This window comes from Parabacteroides sp. MSK.9.14 (assembly GCF_019041495.1).
Lineage (GTDB): Bacteria > Bacteroidota > Bacteroidia > Bacteroidales > Tannerellaceae > Parabacteroides > Parabacteroides merdae.
In genome coordinates, this window is the sequence record NZ_JAHPXO010000023.1 from 34006 (window position 1) to 53176 (window position 19171).

Sequence of the window (19171 nt, forward strand, 5' to 3'; positions counted from 1 at the left end):
CGAATGATTATTCAGCAGGAGCAGCTTCAGTTTCAGCAGCCGGAGCTTCAACAGCAGTTGAATCACCTTCAGCAACCGCAGTTTCTTCTGTTGTAGCTTGTTCAGCAGGAGCGACAACTTCTTCTACTGTAGCTTCTGTTTCAGTTTCTGCAACTTCAGTGTTTTCTGCTGATTTGTTGCCACAAGAGGCGAATGATACAGCTGCGATAACAGCAGCAAATGCAACTAACTTTTTCATTTTGTTTTTTAATTTAAACGGTCTATAATATCTTCTTGTCTTAAAACGATGCAAATGTATGTATTAATCAAATATGTTGTACAACATATTGCGCTTTTTTTCAAAATATTTTATACACAAGCCTCAACAATTTGATTTACAGACCATATAAACTAATCAATAGTTGCTATACAAGTAACGCTTAATACTTTTCTTAGGCGTCTTTTCGAATTCTGTCGGATACAATTGCAGGGCGGAAACAGCTTCGTAAGGTGCTAAAAGTTTGTTAAGTTCGATCCGGTTCTGCTCCATGATGATCGGAAGATCTTCATGCGAAATTCCCGTGCTGTCCACCGTATCGTAATCCGGATAAACAAGCCCTACCAGCTTACCGTTCTTCTCTATTATGATGCTTTCCATTACGAACGGCAAGTTGTTCAGCTTCGATTCGATCTCTTCCGGATAAATGTTCTGTCCGCTCGCCCCCAAGATCATCGTCTTGCTACGACCACGGATATAAATACGGTTATCGGCGTCGATCGTCCCCAAGTCACCCGTACGCAACCAGCCGTCCTCCGTAAAAACCTTGGAAGTCGCTTCCTCGTTCTTATAATAACCTTTCATCACATTTTCGCCGCTCACCTGAATTTCTCCTACCTTATTATAAGGATCTTCCGAGTCGATACGCACCTTCATGATGCCCTTCAATATCTGGCCGCATGAACCGGGGACATACTCGTCATTATGGTCATAGCTGATCAGCGGTCCACATTCCGTCATACCATAACCGATCGTGAACGGGAATTTGATCTTATAAAGAAAATTCGTCACCTCCTCATTCATGGCCGCTCCTCCCACGATCACTTCACGAAAACGTCCGCCGAAGGCATCAACCAGTTTCTTCCGTATCTGTGCATAGATACGGGAATCCAGCAATGGAATATTCAACGCCACCTTCATAGTCGTCTTGCTAAGCTGCGGCAGGATCATTTTCTTGTAAATCTTCTCCAGGATCAACGGGACCGTCAGGATCAGGTTCGGTTTCACCTCCTCGAAGGCTTTCAACAGGATTTTGGGAGAAGGAACCTTCCCCAACAGGTAGACATGCGCCCCGACAGCCATCGGAACCAGGAAATTGAACGCACAACTATAAGCATGTGCCAACGGCAGAAAACAGAGTTCGCGTTCCCCCCTGTACAATACGCCAAGCTCGATGCCGTACATCACATTCCCCGCCAGGTTGTTTCCGGTAAGCATAACCCCTTTACTGAAACCGGTCGTGCCGGAAGTATAGTTCAACAGGACCACTTTGTCATTGTCCAGTTCCGCATATTCGATATCATCCTTGCCGAAACCGTCCGGATACTTTTCCGCCATCTTCTCATCCATGCCTTTCAAAAGCTTCTGAATGCTTTCACCATCGCGCTGATGCAGGCAACGGAAATCGGACAGCGAAAAGACACCACGCACGTCCTCGATCATTTCCTCTTCCAGTGTATCCCAGATACGGTCACTGACAAAAAGGAAAACCGACTCGGAGTGATTGATAATATGATGCACATCGTTCGGACTGAAGTCCTGCAAGATAGGTACTATAATCGCTCCGTACGTCACAGCGGCCATATAAACAATACACCAGCGGGCACTGTCTTTTCCGATCAGAGCAATCTTATCTCCCCGCCGTATCTGACATTCTTCAAATAGGATATGGATACGGGCAATCTCTTTGGCCACATCGGCGAAAGAAAAGGTCGTCCCTTTGCTGTAATCCGTCAAGGCGGGCAGTTCCCAGTTCTTCTTGAAACTTTTCTCGTATATCTTGATAAAATTCTCTTGTATCATACTGCACACTGTATTATAATTTGCGCAAAAATACAGACTATCCGACAAATACACAACAGATAGCCAGAACTCGCAAAAAAACGGCAAAATTTGGATAAATAAAGTAAGTGTTTGGTATTGAGGAGAGTTAAGCCAAATTCTTCTATACCTTTCCAAATCGCTAAAATGCAGGATAATGAAAGGTTAAGAGAAAGATTTGCTACTTATCCGTTGCCTTTTTTAGCCCCGGATAATCCGGCAAAATAACGCTTAACCACCTGCGGTTTTACCGTTCACCATGCAAAGAACCCTATATTTTGCCCGTAAAGATAACCGTTTTTTTCCGTTTTTCATGGAAATACAGGTTATGTTACCGGCATCCGGGGTTTTATTCTTTGTTCCGCTATAATTTTCATAACTGTAAATAACTCTATATCAAGTAATTTTGCAACATAAAAAATAGAGTTATGAAACAGACGGATGTAACGGTTACGTTCTACCTCAAAAAGAGCGAAATGAATGACGAGGGACATTGCCCGGTCATGGCGAAACTTGTTGTCGGCAAATTTTCAGAAGCGGCTTTTAGTGCGAAAATGTCCGTACCCGCTGCACTGTGGGCATCCGGACGTGCCACGGGTAAAAGTAACGCCGCGCGGGAAATCAACCGGCAACTGGACGATTTGCGAGCTTCAGCCATTTCCATTTATGACGAACTGTCAGCCACCCGTGAGAATGTAACGGCTGAAGAAATAAGGAATCTGTTGTTGGGGACGGCTTTCGGGCAGGAAACCCTGTTGGGTTATTTCCGGACGTTCATCGAACATTTCGAAAAACGTGTCGGCGTGAACCGGGAAAAGGGAACAGCGCAATCTTACCGCTATGCTTGTAACTGTGTGGCTGCTTTCATCCAGGAGAAATACAAGTTGTCGGATGTTCCTTTCACGGCCCTGAACCGTTCATTCATCGACAACTATGACCTCTACCTACGCACGGAGCGCCGCTTTGCCCTGGGAACTATCGTGTTGCTTGTCACACGGTTGAACACGATTGTCGGGGAAGCCATCGCGGAAGGGATTATCACTGCCGACCCGTTCGCGGGTTATGAAGCCGAACATCCCGAGCGGGAACAGAAATACCTTACCGCCGCAGAGTTACAACGGCTGATGACCACACCCCTGCATGACCCGAAGCTCTACCATATCCGCGACCTGTTCCTCTTCTCCTGCTACACGGGTATCCCTTACGGGGACATGTGCCGCCTGACGACGGAGGATCTGGAAGTGGCCGAGGACGGTGAGGTATGGATCAAGACCGCCCGCAAGAAGACGAAAATCGACTATGAAGTGCCGTTGCTCGACATCCCGTTACTCATCCTCGACAAGTACCGGGATATGGCCCCGGAAGGGAAACTGCTGCCGATGTACAGCAACAACGAACTCAACCGGACGCTGAAACGTATTGCCGCCATTTGCGGGATTGAACGGAAGCTCGTCTTTCACTGCGGACGCCATACCTACGCCACCGAGATCACGCTTTCGCATGGTGTCCCGCTTGAAACCGTCAGTAAAATGCTGGGGCATAGCCGCATTTCCACGACGCAGATTTACGCCAAAGTGACCGATGACAAGATCGACATGGATACCCGGTCTTTAGAGGAAAAGATTGCCGGCCGCTTCTCCGTAGCTATTTAATCTATCATTGACAATCAAATTCACAACGATTATGGAAACGAATAATAAAGAGATAAAACGTCGCAGCACGTTCTCCCTGCTGTTCTACATCAACCGCACGAAAGTCCGCAAGGACGGAACATGTAAATTGTTATGCAAGGTAAGCATCGACGCCAAGTCGGCCCCGATCAATATCAACGCGTTTGTCGATCCATCGCTCTGGAATCCGGAAACCAAAAGGGCGAACGGACGAAGCGAGAACGCCCGAACGGTAAACCTGGCAATAGAGAAACTGACCGAAAAAATCACCGGACATTACCGTCATATTCGTAAAAGCCTCGGTTTCGTGACGGCCGAGCTGGTCAAAAACGCCGTGGAAGGAATCGGGCAGAAACCGTTCACCCTCCTTGCCTTGTTCCGCGAGCATAACGAGGAGTTCCGCAAGCGTGTCGGCGTGGATCGCAAGGAAGAAACTTATGAAAGTTACGAGAACTCCTATAATATTTTAGCCTCCTTCGTGAAAAAAAGGAAGGAAAAGGAGGATGTAGCGTTGCGGAGCCTTGACCGGGAGTTCTACGATGATTTTGAAATATTCCTGCGTACAGATCGTGAAATGAAACCCAAGACAGTACACGAGCATCTTTACCGGTTGAAGAAAATGACCAAGCGGGCTGTCAGTCAGGGTACACTCCGGCGCGACCCTTACGGGAAGCTGCACCCGGAACTGCCCCGGCGCAAGAGCCGCCATTTGAAACTCGAAGACCTCAAAAAGCTGATGGAAACTCCCGTCGATAAACCCAACCTCCAGCGGGTGCGGGACTGGTTTCTCTTCGCTACCTTCACGGGGTTGTCCTACGCCGACCTGAAACGCTTGTCCGAAAAAGACATCACGCAGTCGGACGACGGAACGTACTGGATACACATCCGGCGCCAGAAGACCGAAACGCCCTCGGCCATCCGCCTGCTGAACGTGCCGTTGCAGATCATCGAGAAATACCGCCACGAGCGTAAAAGCGACAGGATTTTCAACCTCTATTGCCGGGGGTATCTCATCAAGCTCACCAGAGAACTGGGACGGACATACGGCTTCGACATGACCTTTCACAAGGCGAGGCACAATTTCGGGACACATATCACGCTCTCGTTGGGTGTGCCTATCGAAACTGTCAGCCGCATGATGGGACACAAGAGCATTTCCACCACGCAGATTTACGCCAAAGTGACCGACCGCAAGGTGGACGAGGACATGAAACGGCTGAAAGAACAGACCAAAGGCCGGAAAATAAATCTCTACGAGGAGGACGAACCGGAAACGGCAGATATTATAACGGTAAACGGTTGAACAGTATAACAAAAATTGATAAATTTGTATGACTATGACGACAAGAGAACCTATCAGCATTGAAAACGGGCGGGTGGAAATCCACGCGCCGGAGAACCGTGTATGGCTCACGCGCCACCAGATTGCCGACCTGTTCGGAGTCTTCGTTCCTGCCGTGGGGAGCAACATCCGCTCCATACTCAAAAGCGGCATACTCCGTGAGGAGAGGGTTTACCGCCGGGAGCGCAACCGTGACGGCGGTATTGTCGAGCTGTATTCGCTCGAAATGATCGCCGCGCTGGCTTTCCGCTTAAAATCCGGGAATGCCGAAGCCTTCCGACGGTGGCTTGTCCGAAGGGCCACGACGACCGCCGTCGTCTGGCAGCTCCCCGGCATGAACACGATATTGAACTGAAAAAGAAGAACGGCCAACGTTTTGGCCGTTCTTCTTTTATACCCATTCCTGTCCCCCGATACATTTCTTCCGGGAATCTTCCAGGAATTTCTGTATCTCGGATTCCATGTATAGTACCTTGCCCTGAATCAAATAATAGGGAATGATCCGCGCCGTGCGGTATTCCTGCAATGTACGCCTGCTGATTTTCAGCAGCCGGGACAATTCCTCGTCGGTGACGAACCGCTCTCCCTTGAGTGTCCGGCCTCCGGAGGATTCCAGTTTATCCAGTGCCTTGCCGGCCTTTTCCAAACGCCGGAAGAGATCCGCCACACGCGGATCGTGCTTGTCGATGAAATAATGGCTCATAACGCGGCGGTATTAGGATAGTGCGACGATTGCAGCAGTTTCCCGACATCTTCCGGTTTGTAGAAGATTTTGTGACGGATGCGGCTGAAAGGCAGCAACCCTTTCTCCCGGTAGGTTTGCAGGGTACGTTTCGATATACCCAGCACGTCACAGACATCCTGGTTGTCCAGCCATTTTTTCAAACTCACGTCCTCCTGCCTGCGGCATAACGCCTCGGCTTTTCTTTCAATGGCTTCCACGTGCCCTGCCAGCGCGTCGAAAGCCTTCACGTCCATACTTATTATTTCCATGTTCTGTTTCATTTTTTGTTTCCCGGATGCCCAAAAGTACACAAATGGACAGTATCTTGTTATCAGCCAGTGGCATATGGACGTATCCGTCTTAAAAGTGGCAGCGAGTGGCGCCACGTCCGGCGGAAACGATCCTCCGCCGATACGGGATCGGCACGCTCCGATACGCCAATCGCCCGTGAAAGGAAATGTTCGCGGGCGATTTATCATTCCATGCAGGGTGAGCCGTGAACCGACTTTCGCGAGCGTTCACGGCATATCGTTTTCTCCCCGTTTCTCTCCCATAACCTTTTCCTCTCTTTTTTTTCATGCCGCGGAGCGCGGTATGGAAATCTGTTGTCAGTAGCAAAGGTAGTTACGGGACTCACGCTGCTGCAAGATCGGGCCGCGGGGCGGTTTGCCGCAAAATCTTCCTCTTTCCCTGCGGGCGAGCGTATTTTCCGACAAAATCTTGCAGCAGCTATCCCCGACACCTTTTGATGCTACCGAAACAGATTCCATCCATACCGGCTCCGCTACGGCATAAAAAAAAAGTCAAAGGTTATGAGAAACGAAGAGAAAAATAAATGGAAACAGAAATCCTCCAACCTTCCACTTGGCATAAAGGCAAAGGTCGGGTTGGCGGTAAAGGTCGGGGCGGTGGCTTTGGGCTTCCACGTGTGGGGTATCGACTTTATTTGGGTCGTTTTGGGCTTCACGTTCTGTTATGACATCCTGCGGGGCATTTTCTCCTGCCTTGTTTCTCTCGTGGCTCTAACCGGCTTTTTCTATTTCCTATTCACTCACATCTTCTAAATTTTTACAGGTATGACAAAGTACATTTCATTATTCGGAGCGACTACCACGGACACGCAGGTGCAGGTAGTCAAGGAAAACCAGGTAATCATCGGTATCGGTGCGGGTGCGAGCAGAAAGCGTTACGTCGTTTACAAGGTGGAACACACCGCCCGTGGCTACGTGTACCACATGGTCGATACCGAAACAAAGGAAATCAGCCAAACGGACATTTTGCGACCCCTCTCGCAAACATTCGGTATCGGCAGGTACTACGACGACGTGAACCCCGAGTTCATGGACGCTTTCGAGGTGGCTTTGCTCGTGAGGCAGGCGGAAGAGCAAGCCACGGCGCAGGCCATCGCCGCCGCCAAAGAGAAAGCCGAGCATGACCGCATAGCGGAAATAGGAGCGCAGAGGTTACGCCGCATCATGCCCGAAGGGGTGCAGGGCGTAATCATCGCCGAACTCAACGAAACGGAATACACTGACCCCTCTTACGAGTGTTCGACCACCCGAAGCGTGCGTACCGTCATTCTCGGCTTTTCGGCCACCTCCCGCAACGGCTTCGGGGAGTTGAGAAAGGCGGCGGCCAATTTCCCGCAAACGGCGCACCTCTCCGAATACGACCCCAAGAACGAACACCGCTATCCCGTTTTCACGCTCGGCAAAAGTCCGAAATACGGGTGGAGTGTCTGCAAACTGACCCACTACACCCGTGAAGGGTACATCGACAGGCTGGCATATATCGCAGGAAACGAGGAGAATATATGTCTGCCCGAGCCGAAAGACGAAAAACGGGCGGAACGCACTGAAACGAGCGTGCAAGGCGGGTTTATCATCGTGGACTATTCCGAGAAGGCGATAGCCGTATTCGGGGACACCAAGCCCGTCAAGGACGCCCTTCACGCACTCGGGGGACGCTTCAACGCACGGCTGACGCATGACGGGCAGAAGAAAGCGGGATGGATTTTCCAAAAGACCAAAGAGGACGAGGTGCGGCGGCTTCTCGGAAAGGACGAATAAATGTTGAACACGGGGCGGCTCGCCGCCCCACAATACCAAAAAATCATGGCACAAGGAACAGATTATTTCAAACTGACGATACAGAACTATCTCGACGCACGGGCACGGGAGGACGAACTTTTCGCACCCCGATACGCCAACCCGAAAAAGAACATTGACGATTGCTGCACTTTCATCATCAACCAAGTACGGCAGAGCGGTTGCAACGGGTTTGCCGACGAGGAAATATACTCTATGGCACTCCACTATTACGACGAGGAGGACATCGACATCGGCAAACCCGTCAGTTGCAAGGTAGTGGTCAATCACACCGTTGAACTGACCGAGGAGGAAAAAGCCGAGGCACGGCGGAACGCCATACGGAAGGCCGAGAGCGAAGCCTACGCCAAGTTGGCGAAAGCCAAGTCCAAACCCAAGAAAATCGAAGATAACAAACTAATGCCCAGTCTATTTTAGTTATGAAACCGAGAACAAAATTCCAACAGAGCGTTGTGGCGGCAAGCAAACACCTGCCGCCGCTTACCCCCGCACAAATCGAATGGGGGTACAAGAACTGCATCGAGCATATCGGACGCCGCACGCCGAAAGGACTTATCACCTGCACCGAGTGCGGCCACACGTGGCAGAGCGAAAACGGAGAACTCACGGACAATCTGTTAGGGTGCGAGTGTCCGCACTGCCACACCACGCTGAAAGTGGAAACCACCCTGCGCCGCAAGTTCAACGATTACGAGTATTTGTGTATCGTAACCCGCTGCAAGGGTTTTCAAGTACTGCGCTTCGTCTATATCGAGTGTTGGGCGAAAGTGGGACAGACGCCCGTTTACACCCATATCGAAGCCGTACAGCGGTGGATTGCCCCCGACGGACGCTCCGCAACCTTCGCACGGCTGCGCCCGATGGGCTTCTTCGTTCACGGGTGGAGTTGGTCGAGCGCATTGGAACTGCGGGCGGAGAACGACGGGAAATACAACATCACGCCCACACGCATCTATCCCCGGCAACGGCTTATCCCCGAACTGCGCCGAAGCGGTTACGGCAAACAACTCCCCGATGTAACCCCTTTCGACCTTATCCACCTGCTGCTCTCGGAGAACAAGGCCGAAACGCTGCTTAAAGCGGGACAAACGGCACTCGTGCGATTTTTCGCCCGTTCCTCCCGCAATATCGCAGACTATTGGCCGGCCATCCGTATCGCCATCCGTAACGGGTACGCTATCGGGAAACCGACGGAATGGTGCGACTACATCGACCTGCTGCGATTTTTCGGGAAAGACCTGCATAACGCCCATTTCGTGTGTCCCGCAGACCTGCCCGCAGCGCATGACCTCTACATGGCTAAAAAACGGCGGCACATGCAAATGGAACGGCGGCAGGAGGAACGGCGCAAGGCGTTGGAACAGGAAGCCTCGTTTGTCAAAGCCAAAGGACGGTTTTTCGGAGTGGAGTTTTCCGACGGGGAAATCCGCATCAAGGTATTGGACAGCGTTGAAGCCATACGGCAGGAGGGCGAGGCCATGCACCACTGCGTGTTTACCAACGAATACTATCTGAAAGCCGACTCGCTCATACTCTCGGCTACAATCGACGGCAAACGTATCGAAACGATAGAGGTGTCCCTAAAACGCATGGAGGTCGTGCAGAGCCGTGGCGTGTGTAACAAGAATACCCCATACCACGGGCAAATACTGAAACTGATGAAGGGGAACATGTCCCTTATACGGAAACGAATGACAGCATAAAAATCGGGGCGGCGAAAGCCGCCCGCAAAAACAAAATAGAATGAACCAAATAGCATATAAATTCGTGTCGTGGGACGTTCCCGCACTCGAAAGCCTTGCAGGCTCAAAAGCGTACATATTACGCAAACGGCTCAATGACGGGGGAACGCTCACCCGTGAGGAGAAAGACTGGATTACCCGTGAGGTAAACCATAACACCTATTTCAAGGACTCCATTCCGCTTTTAGGGTATCGTTTCAACTTTGTCGATGTACTGAAAACATTCGTGGTAAAGCAGTACGGGCATTACACGGAATACAAGGGCGTGGACAAGACGAGCATACGCTCCATGTTGTACGGCAGAGTGGAAAGGATTGTCGAATTATAAAATCGGGGCGGCGAAAGCCGCCCTACAAAAAAAATATAACAATGAAAATCATCTATAAAAGCTACATGGCACGCCCGCTCAAACCCTTCGGGGAGTGGGATTGGGAAGTTCGGGAAGCAGTCAAGACGGCCCTTGCGCTCGTCGAGGGGAAAAACGGGTTCAAAACCCATTCCGAGATATGGCGAAGGTGCAACCTCGTCATTACCGTGGGACACAACATCTACACCACGAGTATCGAGATACGACCACCCGAGCAGGACGTGATACGCCGCAGGAGCAACTGGCATAACGGCTACGCCTACTACTGCAACGGCGTGTTCTGGGCGAACATGAGCAGGGTTAGAGTGGAACTTGTCTGATTAAAAAATTTCGGGGCGGCAAAAGCCGCCCGTAAAAAGCGAGAATATGAAAACGAATGAAGTAAACAAGGAAATCTCCTATGAAACGCTGCTCGTAACCTTCGGCGAGGGTATCGGGCGGCTCAACACCATGTTCGACGACCCGCAGGTGTGGGGCGTTGCCACGCTGAAGCAGTGGATCGACGGGTATGAAACTACGCGCTTCACCGAAATCGACGACCGAACGGCGGTTATCACATCCGAATACAACATGGACAGCGTGAAGGAATGGCTGCAAAAGAACACACCGATTATCAACCTGGAAAAACGATAAAATCATGCGCAAGTACAAATTATTCATCGGCTACCGGCTGCTGGGAGAGTTTTCCGGTATATGGGAAGCCAAAAATTTCGCCGCTGAAAGCGGCATGAGCGGAATTTTCTCGCTCGTGGGAGAAAATTACCGGGACAGTTGGTACGAACCCAAAAAACAGGACAAGAATGGAAACAAAGATTAAAGACATCACGGGAGCGGAAATAACCGTTACCGACTTAAAAGAGGCGGTACGCCAATGCCGGGAGTGCCTCGCAAGTCCTTACCTGATGCCCTCGGGGCATACCGTGGGGGAAAACCATGCCTACATGTTGCGGCAACTGCTCGCCCTGCAAAGGCGGAAACGGGAACACGGCAGGCAACGGCCGTGAAAATACGACGCGAAAAAAATCGGACGATAACAACCGTCCGATTTTTTTGTTTCCCGTCAATCGACCGCCGTATGGTCGCCCAGCTTCCCGTGCAGTTCACGCCCGATATGTCCGGCAATGCCACGGGGAGAAATTTCAGAGATTGAACCCCACCCGCCATGCGTGTATATGCACGTCTTGAGCGGTTCGGTACGGGAAAGGTAGAACAGATAGCCGTTGCGGAGCAGGATGCCCACGAACACCGAGCCGACCTCGATGTCGGCGATCTCGTCAAAACGTATCTTCCCGTCATTGTATAATACTGCCGTGCCATCCGCATCGGGAATGACGAACAGATCGTCTTCCATGACAATCCCGTGCAACTCGATTAGCGACCCCAGGCATTCACTCGCCGATACCCGGTCGTAATCACCCTTTACCTCATTTGTCGATTTCGTTTCCATATCGCTTTTCTTTAGGTTCAGACAAATACCATACGAAAAAGGCGTGAGAATACGTTAAATACCGGCATTGAGGTACAGCCAAGCACCCATCCACTCGATAGATAATTTCTCCCCACGCCGCTATCGCATACGCTTGACGCATATAGACACGACGATGAAGAAGAGAACTACCCATTATTTTGCGAGCGGATTAAAATTTGGCTGTTTTCAATGCCCCACCATAATGTGTTCCTTCCGTATGTAAATCGCCCGGCGGCACGCCGCCGGAGGATTCGATTGCAAATATAACGATTTCATTCGGGTATCGGCGACAACACGTGCGATTTTTAACAACCTTCCTGCCAAAGAACTACCCGCCGTCCTACAATTTCGGCCCCCGGGCGGGTTTGCGGGGCGCGACCTTCGGCTGCGCCTTCTTCTCCCTGGGCGGTTCGACGATCCGCAGTTTGAGTTTCTCCGTCTTACGGTCGTAACGCACCTCGCAGCAGTCAATCTCACCCGCAACCGACGTCCACACGTTGTTCACACGCACCGCGCCGCCCGAGTAGAGGGTCTTGTATTGTTCGTATTCGAGCGGCTGCCGCAATTTCGCGTCCACCTGACGGTGGAACGAATAGATATTACGTCCCTTTGCTATCTCGTCGGGAACGTAAACCCGCAACTCGGGATGGGCGGCCTCGGCATAGAGGCACAGATCCGACGTGCGAAGCTCCCTCGGAATCCACTGGATCATCCTCGGGTCGCCCCGCACGGCCGTATCGGCCACGAGCGGCGTGATGGCCGTCTGGGGAATGTCGTACAGCACCCCCGCATCCTTGCGAACGGCCTCCAACGCCACCTCCTCCGTTACAAGCCGGCGGTTCAGGTGCAGGACACTCATCAACCGGTGTATCTGCTGCGGGTCGTCCTGCTCGCGGAACACCTGCAAGACCAGGGCGGGGTCGCTCAACGCGCTGATAACCGAGAAATCGGTTTTGTCCTTCCCGTAGGTACGCTCGAAAGCCTCCCGGCTCATCTCCGGCGTCCGGGCTTCGCGGGGGACGCCTTTCAGGTTTTGCGGGTTCTCCCGCACCAGGCTCATGTATAGATCCGGGCTTTTCATGCTCTCGGGCAGGTGGGCGATGGCATAGGGACTGCGCCGTATGGCCTCCATGCACAACTCCGGCGTTTTCCACTTCTCGGGGACATATTGCAGGTAGCTCCCGTCGTGCCCGACGGCCCGGCGGCACATCTCCTCGTTCTTGGCGTGGTCGGGAAGGTTGTAGAACAGCTCCGGCTCCAGGGCGAAAATTTCCCGGGCCACCCTCGGCGTGAGGAACCAGGGGTTCATGTTCTCCAAAAAATCGAAGGTCTTATCGTAATTCGTGCAATAGAACCCCAACACTTTCAGGTGTATCTCCTCGAAGGGGATATAGCGGAGGACACGCAGGTCGTCGGTACGGGCCAACGCCCGGTTGCAGACCTCCGGCGTGAGCTGTTCGGGGTTGAAAAAGCGGATGGCCAGGGGATCGCGCTCCAGCGCCATCCCGCACAGACGGTCGGTTTTCAGATGTTTCGGAACGTACTCCAGTGCCAGGTAGTTCGAGGACACGGCGGCCTCGCAGACCCGTTCCGTGCGTAATTCCTCCGGCACTTCATGGAGCAGGATGCCGTCCCCGCTGACGGCACGCAGGCAGACTGCCTCCGTGCGCAGTTCCACCGGCACGAGCGAAAGGCAGGACGCGTCCATCCCCACGCCGTGAAGGGCCAGCTCCCCGGTCATGACCTCCGGGGCAATGGAGGCGAAAATCTCGAACTTGTCCACGAACGACATCCCGAATTTTTTCAGCCCTTCCAGGCATATATCGGGATACGGAATGTAAGGGAGTATCTTGTAATCGGCACTGTCCACCGCTTTCAACGCCGCACGGCATATTTGCGGCGTCCTCAATTCCCCGGGGACGGCCTCCAGCACCAGACCGTTGCGCTTCACGGCCGCCATGCACAGTTCGGGGGTCTTCAACCCCTCCGGAACGTAATACAGCGCGTAGCTGTTGCTATCGACGGCGGCACGGCACATTTTCGGTGTCTTCAGACGGTCAGGGACGAATTTCAGTGTTTCGCCCCGGTGGCCGGCCGCGGCAAGACAAAGTTCCGGCGTTTTCATCGCTTCGGGAACGAACTCGATGTTGAAAGCCGATTTCTTGATGGCGAAACGGCAGACTTCCGCCGTTTTCCGATCCTCGGGCAGCGTCTCGAAAAGGTTCTCGCGCCACGGGTTCTCGTACACCCCCGTATCGAGATAGGCTATATCTATTCTCTCTTGCTCTGTCATGGTTTTCAGTATTTATGGAAAGCGCCCGGGTGACGGGCGCTTCTCTTGGTTAGACATATTCCGTTATCGTTCCGTTTCCTCCGTCCCGTTCTCGCTCTGGAACGTGAAGGAGGTCTTCACGACCTGACCCGTGTTGTCCTCGACATAGACGTCGATGGCCTGCTGGTCATCGCTGCGCGATGTGTAATAGAGGCGGAACACCTCACGGTCGAGCGGATAGCGGTCGTTGGGCAGGAACACCGTACCGTCGTCCATCCTCAACTCACCGCGCCCGTCGGGCTGGAAATAGCGGATCGTGTAACGCGCGCCGTCATATCTCCCCTCCCGCACGAGCGTGCAGCGGATTTCAGCGGTTTCACCAACGGAGATTCGCTTCTGAACGGGCATCGTTTCCAGAGAGAACGTGTACGCCTGCTGTATATCCAGCCCGTTGTCGCAGGATGCGCATAAAAGACCCAGGGCGGCGATCCAGACCGCCAGGGCCAATATCTTTTTCATCTTTTTCATGTCGCTTGCAAGTTTAATGGATTATGAATTTCACGCCCAGGCCGAACTGCGCGTGGAAATGTCCCGTTGTAGTGCCCCATAGGATACGCTCACGCCCCGTCAGCGAGAGGATAATCCTGTCGGTCAGGTACGCATCGATCTCCAGCGTGACGGCCCCGCCATAGAGGAAACGGTCGCGGTGGCGGAGCGTAGAGCCGTCATAGAGCCGCCTCTCGCCCCGGTTCACACTCTCGTAACCGGCCAGCGCCGAGCCGCCGAGGTAGAAGAAAAAAGTCCTGGACGGGTCGGCGAGGAACTTGTAATAGTAACCGCCCTCGGCCGTGAACTGCGCCACAGGGATACGTTCCGACTTGTAGGGGTAATAACGGTTCAGGAACTCCGCGCCGAACACCCACTTGTCGGCATTCTTCGCGTAGCGGCTCATGGCCAGCCCGAACCAGTAGCCCGTTTCGCTGCGGCTGTCCCGGGTATAGAAGCCGTCGGTCATGCCTCCCCGTATTTCCAGCCCGCGCATGGCGGGCAGGGCACGCTGGGCGTGCGCCCCGTCCGAAAGGAGGAGGCATAACCCCAGCGTGAGAATGAATATCGCCCGTTTCATATCACTTTACCTTTAACTCGTTGATAACACGTGCGCGCACCAGGTCGGCATTCTCCACCGTGAAAGTCTGGTGTCGCCCGCCCTGCTGCTCGTGCAGTTCCACGACCAGCTGCTTGTCGTCGGCCAGCGTGAACTTCGGGAGCGTGAAGACCATGCGCTCGGTACGCTTGCCGCCGATGACCTGCACGTTGTTGTACGCACGCACGGGCCATACGACCTGCTCCTGGATGGCCGTGCGTTTGGCCACCTTCTTGTCCGTAATCTTGAACGTCAGGTAGTCCACGTTGAAAGGCACGTTGGAGGAGTTTTTCAGTTGGAGGTGGAAATAAAGCAGGTCGTTATGCACGTAGATACCTTTGAGGAGGTATTGTACCCCGAAACGCTTGCAACCGATATGCTTGATCTCGCGGCGGTCATTCTTGTAAATGGACTGCATGATCAGTTTGACCAGCAGCGGAGATTCGCATCCCAACTCCTGCAAATAGATGTCCAGCGCGTTATTGGGGCGGTTTACCGCCTCCCCGTCATGCAGGAAGTCCGCCATCTCGACCGACAGTTTCACCGGCTCGTCGGCATACTTGACATTGAAGCTGTAATAGGCCCCGTCCTCGGTAATGACCGAAAGGTTGCTCTCGCGCGAGAAATCACGCAGGGCCGCCTTTACACGCAGCACGTTTTCCGTGCCGTCGGCTTTCGCCGCCAGAAGATCCGAAGACCCCAGATCGACGTAACGGATGGCCGAGGGGAAAATCACATGCACGGTCTTGCTGAACGTCACCTCCAGCGCGTAGGGCGGGATAACCCGGTTGAAAGTCAGCGGACGGGTAAGACCGTCGTACAAATCGCCCGTGGAGGGCTTTTCCTGCGCGTGGGCAGCGAACATGCACCCGATAAAAGCGAGTGCCAGAAGAATCTTTTTCATACTCGATAAATTTTTGATTGTTGATAAAAATGGATTTTTTCAGTGGTGTACGGAAGTACGTCGTTTGTACCCTTATTGAAGGGGCGGGAGCAACAGGACGCTGTAACCGGCCTTGAGCGTGACCTTGACCGAGCGCATCTTCTTGCTCACGTATTGCGACACGCCCTGGATGGCGCTGCGCCCCAGGTCGGAGAGCAGTTGCGAACCGGCATCGTCCGTGATCGTGATACTGCTGCCCATGCCCGCGCCCATATTGGCGGCGATCTCCTTCACGGCATTGAGTTCTTCCGACCCCGGCACGGGAATACCCTCGTTGCCGTTCGTGTCATAGACCGACAGATCGACCGGAACGACCGCCCCGCCGTGCTGGACAGCGCTGACCTTGACCGTCAGCCGTTCGCCGTTGATCCTCGCCGCCCCCGTTACGGGCGTACCCGAGGGGATGAGCAGATCTCCCGCCATCATCGGTTCCAGCAGCCGGAAAGTAACCTCCCCGCCATCGGTGAGCGTCACGGTTTGCTGCACGGCGGCACGGATACTGTTACGCTCGGGCTCGCGAAGGTCGCTCCCCACCGTGTTGAAACCCCAGTTCCGGGGCTTGACGAACTCACGGGCGAAGACCGAATCGGGCAGCGGGGCGGCGAGCAGCGACACGATGTTACGGCGCACCTGGCGCACGGGCTGCACGGAAGCCTTGCCGGAAACGGAGGTTTTCTGACGCGGGGCTTCAGGGGCCTGACCGCCGTTCATGTAGCGGGCGGCGATCTCGTAGGACTTCTCCAGCAGCGCCACCTGCTCCTCCTGGGCCGTTTTCTGCGCCTGCTGTTCTTCCAGGCGGCGTTCCAGTTCCTCGATGCGGGCCTGCATCTCGCGCTCTTCCCCCGTTTCACCGGCGGTCTCCTCGTAGAAACTGCCTAACTGGCGGTTGATGTCGGCATAGGCGGCACGGGAAGTCCGGAAAGCTCCCGACGAACCGCCGGCAGAGCCGGAAGACTTATCCGGCACGGCAGCGGGCATGACAGGCTCTTCCTCCTCGTCCTCCATCCCGAACGCGAAATCCTGCAAGGAGCGCATCTTTTCCCGCTCCCTGCGCCGCATCTCCTCCTGCACGTAGGCATCACGCTTGTCCGAGAGGATACCCTCCGATTCCGGGGTCGGCAGCTCCGTGTTGAAACCCGCCGAAGGCTCCTCCCGTTCTTTTTCGCCGGGGGAGAAGATCAGCCACATGCACCCGGCAAAGGCCAGGAAAAAGAGCGGGAAGACCACCATCTTCTTCCGCATCTGTATCTGCCGGGGCGTGAGTTCCTTTTTCCCCGCCTCCGGCTGTTTATTCTGTTTTTCGTTCGTCGTCATAATTGAAATCTTTTAGATGTTTTACACTGTCGGCCTCCTGCCGTTGTCTTAATTCCAGCTCCAGCCGCTCGATATGCCGTATCTGCATCCGTTCCCCGGCTCCCTTGCCGAAGCGGTAGATGGAAGACACGGTAAAGTAGAGCGACAAGACGGAAAAGAACAAGAGCAGCGTGAGGATCACGATAATCCGCTTATCGGGCGAGAGCGCCCCGCAAGCGCGGCGCAGGTGGTCTTCGACCCACTCCCCGAAAGCCTTTATTCTCTTCTTTGCCATAGCCTTATCTTTTTAATGTACGTAAATCGCGGTTCTCCAGAATCTCGAATTTCTCCATGATGAAACCCTGCGGGTTATTGTCCGAACGCCCCGAGTTGATCAGCTCGCAGCGCGTGACCAGCGAACGCTCGGTGATGTTGCTCTCGCGGACAATCATTTGCCGGGCATAGGTCATGGCCCGGTAGGGATAGGCGTTGAAGTCGCACACCACGGAGTCCACCTCGATACGCTGGCTGATGTTCCCCGACACCACACGGTTGTAGTAACCTTTCTCCTGCATGTCCTGGTAATAGGCGAAGGCGCTCTTATCGACCAGGAACAGCGCACGGTTGATGTTGCTCTCGATGGCCGCACGGTCGGGCGAGAGGGTGAAGAACAACTCGTGAAAACGCCGGATATGTTCGCGCGCCTCCACGGGGCGGTTCTGGCTCAAATCCTGCGAGAGCGCCAGCATCAGCGACTTGCCCCCGTCCAGGACGTAGATCTTCTCGCGCTGCTTTTCGGCGAAACGGAAGCTCGCGACCACGCTGAACACGGATACCAGCGCGCACAGGCAGAGGAACACGATACCGAAAAACCGAATCTGCCTGAAACTTGTTTCGATGTTTTTTAATGACTTGAATTCCATTGTCCAAATTGTTATGAATGATTATTGTTACCTTGTGTTGCCAGGTTGCGCCCGTTGGGGGCACTGCCCGAAGCCGGGCCACCGCCGCCGTTACCGGAGGAGGAACCGCCACCGCCGCGACGCCCGAACGTGCGGCCGATCATGTTGCCGGCGATACCGCCCGCGACACCCGTGGCGAATGCCCCGGCCTTGTTGATACCGCCCATAGCCCCACCGGCTCCGCCCGACTGGATCACCCACTCGGCAACGGTGGGGATCGTGAAATAGCCTATGATACCTATAATCAAAAAGATAATATAGACACCGCTGCCGCTGTCGGGAATGTAGTTGGGGTCTTGCAGGGCCAGGACGTCCGCCTGGAGCATCAACGTCTGGATCTTGGCCAGCACCGCGGAGAACAGGTCGGCGATGGGAAGCCAAAGGTACACGCTGATATAGCGGGAAATCCAGCTCGCGAGCGTCGAGTGGAAGCCGTCGTAAATGGAGAGGGCGAACGACAAGGGCCCCAGAATCGACAGCACGACTAAAAAGAATGTCCGCAGCGTGTCGATGGTAAGCCCCGCGGCGTTGAACAACAACTCGAAGAAGTCCCGGACAAGCTGCCGGAAACCGGCCTTGATGTCGTACCACGTGCGTTCGGCCCACATGCTGATAATCTCGCCCAAATCCGTGATACCCATATCCGCAAGCCGTTGTTCATACACCTCGTCGTCCACTAACCAAGCCTTGCCCTCGCGCCTGCGGGCCTCGGCTTCCAAATCGTCCTTCTGTTGCTGGTATGCCTGCAAATCCAATGTCTGCCCCTCCAGTATGGCGTGCGTGCCCTGCACCACGGGCGACATCACGGCGTTGATCGTCCCCAGAACCACGGTGGGAAAGAACATCACGCACAAGCCGATGGCGAAAGGCCGCAGGAGCGGGAACACGTCGATAGGCTCCGCGCTGGCCAGTGCCTTCCATACCCGGTAAGCCACGTAAAAGAGCGCACCCAGGCCGGCGATACCTTTCGCCACCCCGATCATGTCGCCGCATAGCGGCATCATCTCCTGGTACAGGTTCCGGAGAACCTGGTGTAAATTGTCGAAATCCATGACTGCC

The 19171-nt window shown here is 53.8% G+C and carries 25 protein-coding genes; 12 read left to right on the top strand and 13 right to left on the bottom strand.

What is annotated here, in order from left to right:
- Window positions 1–7: 7 nt before the first annotated feature.
- Together KTG12_RS12955 and KTG12_RS12960 are read right to left on the bottom strand one after the other, a co-directional pair.
- A complete protein-coding gene (locus KTG12_RS12955) occupies window positions 8–238 on the bottom strand; it encodes a hypothetical protein (protein ID WP_005637046.1) in 231 nt (76 codons plus the stop codon).
- Window positions 239–394: 156 nt separating this feature from the next.
- Window positions 395–2059 (bottom strand): AMP-binding protein, encoded by a 1665-nt coding sequence (locus tag KTG12_RS12960; protein WP_005637047.1) that lies wholly within the window; start codon window positions 2057–2059, stop codon window positions 395–397.
- Window positions 2060–2505: 446 nt separating this feature from the next.
- Here KTG12_RS12960 and KTG12_RS12965 point away from each other — a divergent pair, with 446 nt between their 5' ends.
- The 3 genes from KTG12_RS12965 to KTG12_RS12975 are packed head-to-tail and all read left to right on the top strand — an operon-like array spanning window position 2506 to window position 5444.
- Window positions 2506–3729, top strand: coding sequence for a site-specific integrase (locus tag KTG12_RS12965; RefSeq protein WP_004303751.1), 1224 nt, complete (start codon window positions 2506–2508; stop codon window positions 3727–3729).
- A gap of 31 nt (window positions 3730–3760) precedes the next feature.
- Window positions 3761–5050, top strand: a complete 1290-nt coding sequence (locus KTG12_RS12970; RefSeq protein WP_004295428.1) for a site-specific integrase — start codon at window positions 3761–3763, stop codon at window positions 5048–5050.
- Window positions 5051–5078: 28 nt separating this feature from the next.
- Window positions 5079–5444 carry a non-receptor tyrosine-protein kinase TNK1 gene (locus tag KTG12_RS12975; protein WP_004295429.1) on the top strand — a complete coding sequence of 122 codons (366 nt, stop codon included), beginning with the start codon at window positions 5079–5081 and terminating at the stop codon, window positions 5442–5444.
- 36 nt (window positions 5445–5480) lie between these two features.
- Here the strand turns inward: KTG12_RS12975 and KTG12_RS12980 are convergent, their stop codons facing one another.
- Window positions 5481–5792, bottom strand: coding sequence for a helix-turn-helix domain-containing protein (locus KTG12_RS12980; RefSeq protein WP_004295430.1), 312 nt, complete (start codon window positions 5790–5792; stop codon window positions 5481–5483).
- On the bottom strand, window positions 5789–6082 hold the full coding sequence (locus tag KTG12_RS12985; protein ID WP_004319131.1) for a helix-turn-helix domain-containing protein: 294 nt from the start codon (window positions 6080–6082) through the stop codon (window positions 5789–5791). The genes KTG12_RS12980 and KTG12_RS12985 overlap by 4 nt, the downstream gene beginning before the upstream one ends.
- Before the next feature lie 543 nt (window positions 6083–6625).
- Here KTG12_RS12985 and KTG12_RS12990 point away from each other — a divergent pair.
- The 9 genes from KTG12_RS12990 to KTG12_RS13030 are packed head-to-tail and all read left to right on the top strand — an operon-like array spanning window position 6626 to window position 11034.
- Window positions 6626–6877 carry a hypothetical protein gene (locus KTG12_RS12990; protein WP_004303766.1) on the top strand — a complete coding sequence of 84 codons (252 nt, stop codon included), beginning with the start codon at window positions 6626–6628 and terminating at the stop codon, window positions 6875–6877.
- 12 nt (window positions 6878–6889) lie between these two features.
- Entirely contained in the window at window positions 6890–7882 is a 993-nt protein-coding gene (locus tag KTG12_RS12995; RefSeq protein WP_004295433.1) for a hypothetical protein, read from the top strand.
- Between the two features lie 45 nt (window positions 7883–7927).
- Window positions 7928–8338 carry a PcfK-like family protein gene (locus KTG12_RS13000; protein WP_009132163.1) on the top strand — a complete coding sequence of 137 codons (411 nt, stop codon included), beginning with the start codon at window positions 7928–7930 and terminating at the stop codon, window positions 8336–8338.
- A 2-nt stretch (window positions 8339–8340) separates the two neighbouring features.
- Complete coding sequence (locus tag KTG12_RS13005; RefSeq protein WP_009132162.1) at window positions 8341–9624, top strand: PcfJ domain-containing protein; 1284 nt, start codon at window positions 8341–8343, stop codon at window positions 9622–9624.
- Between the two features lie 40 nt (window positions 9625–9664).
- On the top strand, window positions 9665–9991 hold the full coding sequence (locus KTG12_RS13010; RefSeq protein ID WP_004295437.1) for a hypothetical protein: 327 nt from the start codon (window positions 9665–9667) through the stop codon (window positions 9989–9991).
- Window positions 9992–10032: 41 nt separating this feature from the next.
- The gene (locus KTG12_RS13015; protein ID WP_004295436.1) at window positions 10033–10350 is read left to right on the top strand and encodes a hypothetical protein; all 318 of its coding nucleotides are present in this window, start codon (window positions 10033–10035) and stop codon (window positions 10348–10350) included.
- A 46-nt stretch (window positions 10351–10396) separates the two neighbouring features.
- A complete protein-coding gene (locus tag KTG12_RS13020) occupies window positions 10397–10663 on the top strand; it encodes a hypothetical protein (protein WP_004295438.1) in 267 nt (88 codons plus the stop codon).
- Window positions 10664–10667: 4 nt separating this feature from the next.
- Window positions 10668–10847, top strand: a complete 180-nt coding sequence (locus KTG12_RS13025; RefSeq protein ID WP_004295439.1) for a hypothetical protein — start codon at window positions 10668–10670, stop codon at window positions 10845–10847.
- The gene (locus KTG12_RS13030) at window positions 10831–11034 is read left to right on the top strand and encodes a hypothetical protein (RefSeq protein ID WP_004295440.1); all 204 of its coding nucleotides are present in this window, start codon (window positions 10831–10833) and stop codon (window positions 11032–11034) included. The genes KTG12_RS13025 and KTG12_RS13030 overlap by 17 nt, the downstream gene beginning before the upstream one ends.
- Window positions 11035–11090: 56 nt before the next feature.
- Here KTG12_RS13030 and KTG12_RS13035 read toward each other — a convergent pair whose 3' ends face one another.
- The 9 genes from KTG12_RS13035 to traJ all read right to left on the bottom strand — a co-directional run bounded on the left by KTG12_RS13035 (window position 11091) and on the right by traJ (window position 19164).
- Window positions 11091–11477, bottom strand: coding sequence for a hypothetical protein (locus tag KTG12_RS13035; protein ID WP_004295441.1), 387 nt, complete (start codon window positions 11475–11477; stop codon window positions 11091–11093).
- Between the two features lie 361 nt (window positions 11478–11838).
- Entirely contained in the window at window positions 11839–13791 is a 1953-nt protein-coding gene (locus KTG12_RS13040) for a DUF4116 domain-containing protein (RefSeq protein WP_216945451.1), read from the bottom strand.
- Window positions 13792–13854: 63 nt separating this feature from the next.
- The gene (locus tag KTG12_RS13045) at window positions 13855–14298 is read right to left on the bottom strand and encodes a DUF3872 domain-containing protein (protein WP_004303788.1); all 444 of its coding nucleotides are present in this window, start codon (window positions 14296–14298) and stop codon (window positions 13855–13857) included.
- A 13-nt stretch (window positions 14299–14311) separates the two neighbouring features.
- Window positions 14312–14896, bottom strand: coding sequence for a conjugal transfer protein TraO (locus KTG12_RS13050; protein WP_004303789.1), 585 nt, complete (start codon window positions 14894–14896; stop codon window positions 14312–14314).
- Between the two features lies 1 nt (window position 14897).
- Window positions 14898–15818 (bottom strand): conjugative transposon protein TraN, encoded by a 921-nt coding sequence (gene traN / locus KTG12_RS13055; RefSeq protein ID WP_004303795.1) that lies wholly within the window; start codon window positions 15816–15818, stop codon window positions 14898–14900.
- A gap of 72 nt (window positions 15819–15890) precedes the next feature.
- The gene (traM, locus tag KTG12_RS13060) at window positions 15891–17171 is read right to left on the bottom strand and encodes a conjugative transposon protein TraM (protein ID WP_029427936.1); all 1281 of its coding nucleotides are present in this window, start codon (window positions 17169–17171) and stop codon (window positions 15891–15893) included.
- Window positions 17146–17445: a TraL conjugative transposon family protein gene (locus KTG12_RS13065; protein WP_004295449.1), complete on the bottom strand. Its 300-nt coding sequence runs from the start codon at window positions 17443–17445 to the stop codon at window positions 17146–17148. The genes traM and KTG12_RS13065 overlap by 26 nt, the downstream gene beginning before the upstream one ends.
- Window positions 17446–17449: 4 nt before the next feature.
- Window positions 17450–18073 carry a conjugative transposon protein TraK gene (traK, locus tag KTG12_RS13070; RefSeq protein ID WP_134770763.1) on the bottom strand — a complete coding sequence of 208 codons (624 nt, stop codon included), beginning with the start codon at window positions 18071–18073 and terminating at the stop codon, window positions 17450–17452.
- 11 nt (window positions 18074–18084) lie between these two features.
- Entirely contained in the window at window positions 18085–19164 is a 1080-nt protein-coding gene (traJ, locus tag KTG12_RS13075) for a conjugative transposon protein TraJ (protein WP_007851775.1), read from the bottom strand.
- Window positions 19165–19171 lie beyond the last annotated feature (7 nt).

Coding starts and splice junctions, on each gene's coding strand:
- KTG12_RS13040 (WP_216945451.1), bottom strand. CDS start 13,791: ATGACAGAGCAAGAGAGAATAGATATAGCCTATCTCGATACGGGGGTG.
- KTG12_RS12980 (WP_004295430.1), bottom strand. CDS start 5,792: ATGAGCCATTATTTCATCGACAAGCACGATCCGCGTGTGGCGGATCTC.
- KTG12_RS13030 (WP_004295440.1), top strand. CDS start 10,831: ATGGAAACAAAGATTAAAGACATCACGGGAGCGGAAATAACCGTTACC.
- traN (WP_004303795.1), bottom strand. CDS start 15,818: ATGAAAAAGATTCTTCTGGCACTCGCTTTTATCGGGTGCATGTTCGCT.
- traJ (WP_007851775.1), bottom strand. CDS start 19,164: ATGGATTTCGACAATTTACACCAGGTTCTCCGGAACCTGTACCAGGAG.
- KTG12_RS12955 (WP_005637046.1), bottom strand. CDS start 238: ATGAAAAAGTTAGTTGCATTTGCTGCTGTTATCGCAGCTGTATCATTC.
- KTG12_RS13045 (WP_004303788.1), bottom strand. CDS start 14,298: ATGAAAAAGATGAAAAAGATATTGGCCCTGGCGGTCTGGATCGCCGCC.
- KTG12_RS12995 (WP_004295433.1), top strand. CDS start 6,890: ATGACAAAGTACATTTCATTATTCGGAGCGACTACCACGGACACGCAG.
- KTG12_RS12965 (WP_004303751.1), top strand. CDS start 2,506: ATGAAACAGACGGATGTAACGGTTACGTTCTACCTCAAAAAGAGCGAA.
- traM (WP_029427936.1), bottom strand. CDS start 17,171: ATGACGACGAACGAAAAACAGAATAAACAGCCGGAGGCGGGGAAAAAG.
- KTG12_RS12970 (WP_004295428.1), top strand. CDS start 3,761: ATGGAAACGAATAATAAAGAGATAAAACGTCGCAGCACGTTCTCCCTG.
- KTG12_RS13020 (WP_004295438.1), top strand. CDS start 10,397: ATGAAAACGAATGAAGTAAACAAGGAAATCTCCTATGAAACGCTGCTC.
- KTG12_RS12990 (WP_004303766.1), top strand. CDS start 6,626: ATGAGAAACGAAGAGAAAAATAAATGGAAACAGAAATCCTCCAACCTT.
- traK (WP_134770763.1), bottom strand. CDS start 18,073: ATGGAATTCAAGTCATTAAAAAACATCGAAACAAGTTTCAGGCAGATT.
- KTG12_RS12985 (WP_004319131.1), bottom strand. CDS start 6,082: ATGGAAATAATAAGTATGGACGTGAAGGCTTTCGACGCGCTGGCAGGG.
- KTG12_RS13025 (WP_004295439.1), top strand. CDS start 10,668: ATGCGCAAGTACAAATTATTCATCGGCTACCGGCTGCTGGGAGAGTTT.
- KTG12_RS12975 (WP_004295429.1), top strand. CDS start 5,079: ATGACTATGACGACAAGAGAACCTATCAGCATTGAAAACGGGCGGGTG.
- KTG12_RS13050 (WP_004303789.1), bottom strand. CDS start 14,896: ATGAAACGGGCGATATTCATTCTCACGCTGGGGTTATGCCTCCTCCTT.
- KTG12_RS12960 (WP_005637047.1), bottom strand. CDS start 2,059: ATGATACAAGAGAATTTTATCAAGATATACGAGAAAAGTTTCAAGAAG.
- KTG12_RS13000 (WP_009132163.1), top strand. CDS start 7,928: ATGGCACAAGGAACAGATTATTTCAAACTGACGATACAGAACTATCTC.
- KTG12_RS13015 (WP_004295436.1), top strand. CDS start 10,033: ATGAAAATCATCTATAAAAGCTACATGGCACGCCCGCTCAAACCCTTC.
- KTG12_RS13005 (WP_009132162.1), top strand. CDS start 8,341: ATGAAACCGAGAACAAAATTCCAACAGAGCGTTGTGGCGGCAAGCAAA.
- KTG12_RS13035 (WP_004295441.1), bottom strand. CDS start 11,477: ATGGAAACGAAATCGACAAATGAGGTAAAGGGTGATTACGACCGGGTA.
- KTG12_RS13010 (WP_004295437.1), top strand. CDS start 9,665: ATGAACCAAATAGCATATAAATTCGTGTCGTGGGACGTTCCCGCACTC.
- KTG12_RS13065 (WP_004295449.1), bottom strand. CDS start 17,445: ATGGCAAAGAAGAGAATAAAGGCTTTCGGGGAGTGGGTCGAAGACCAC.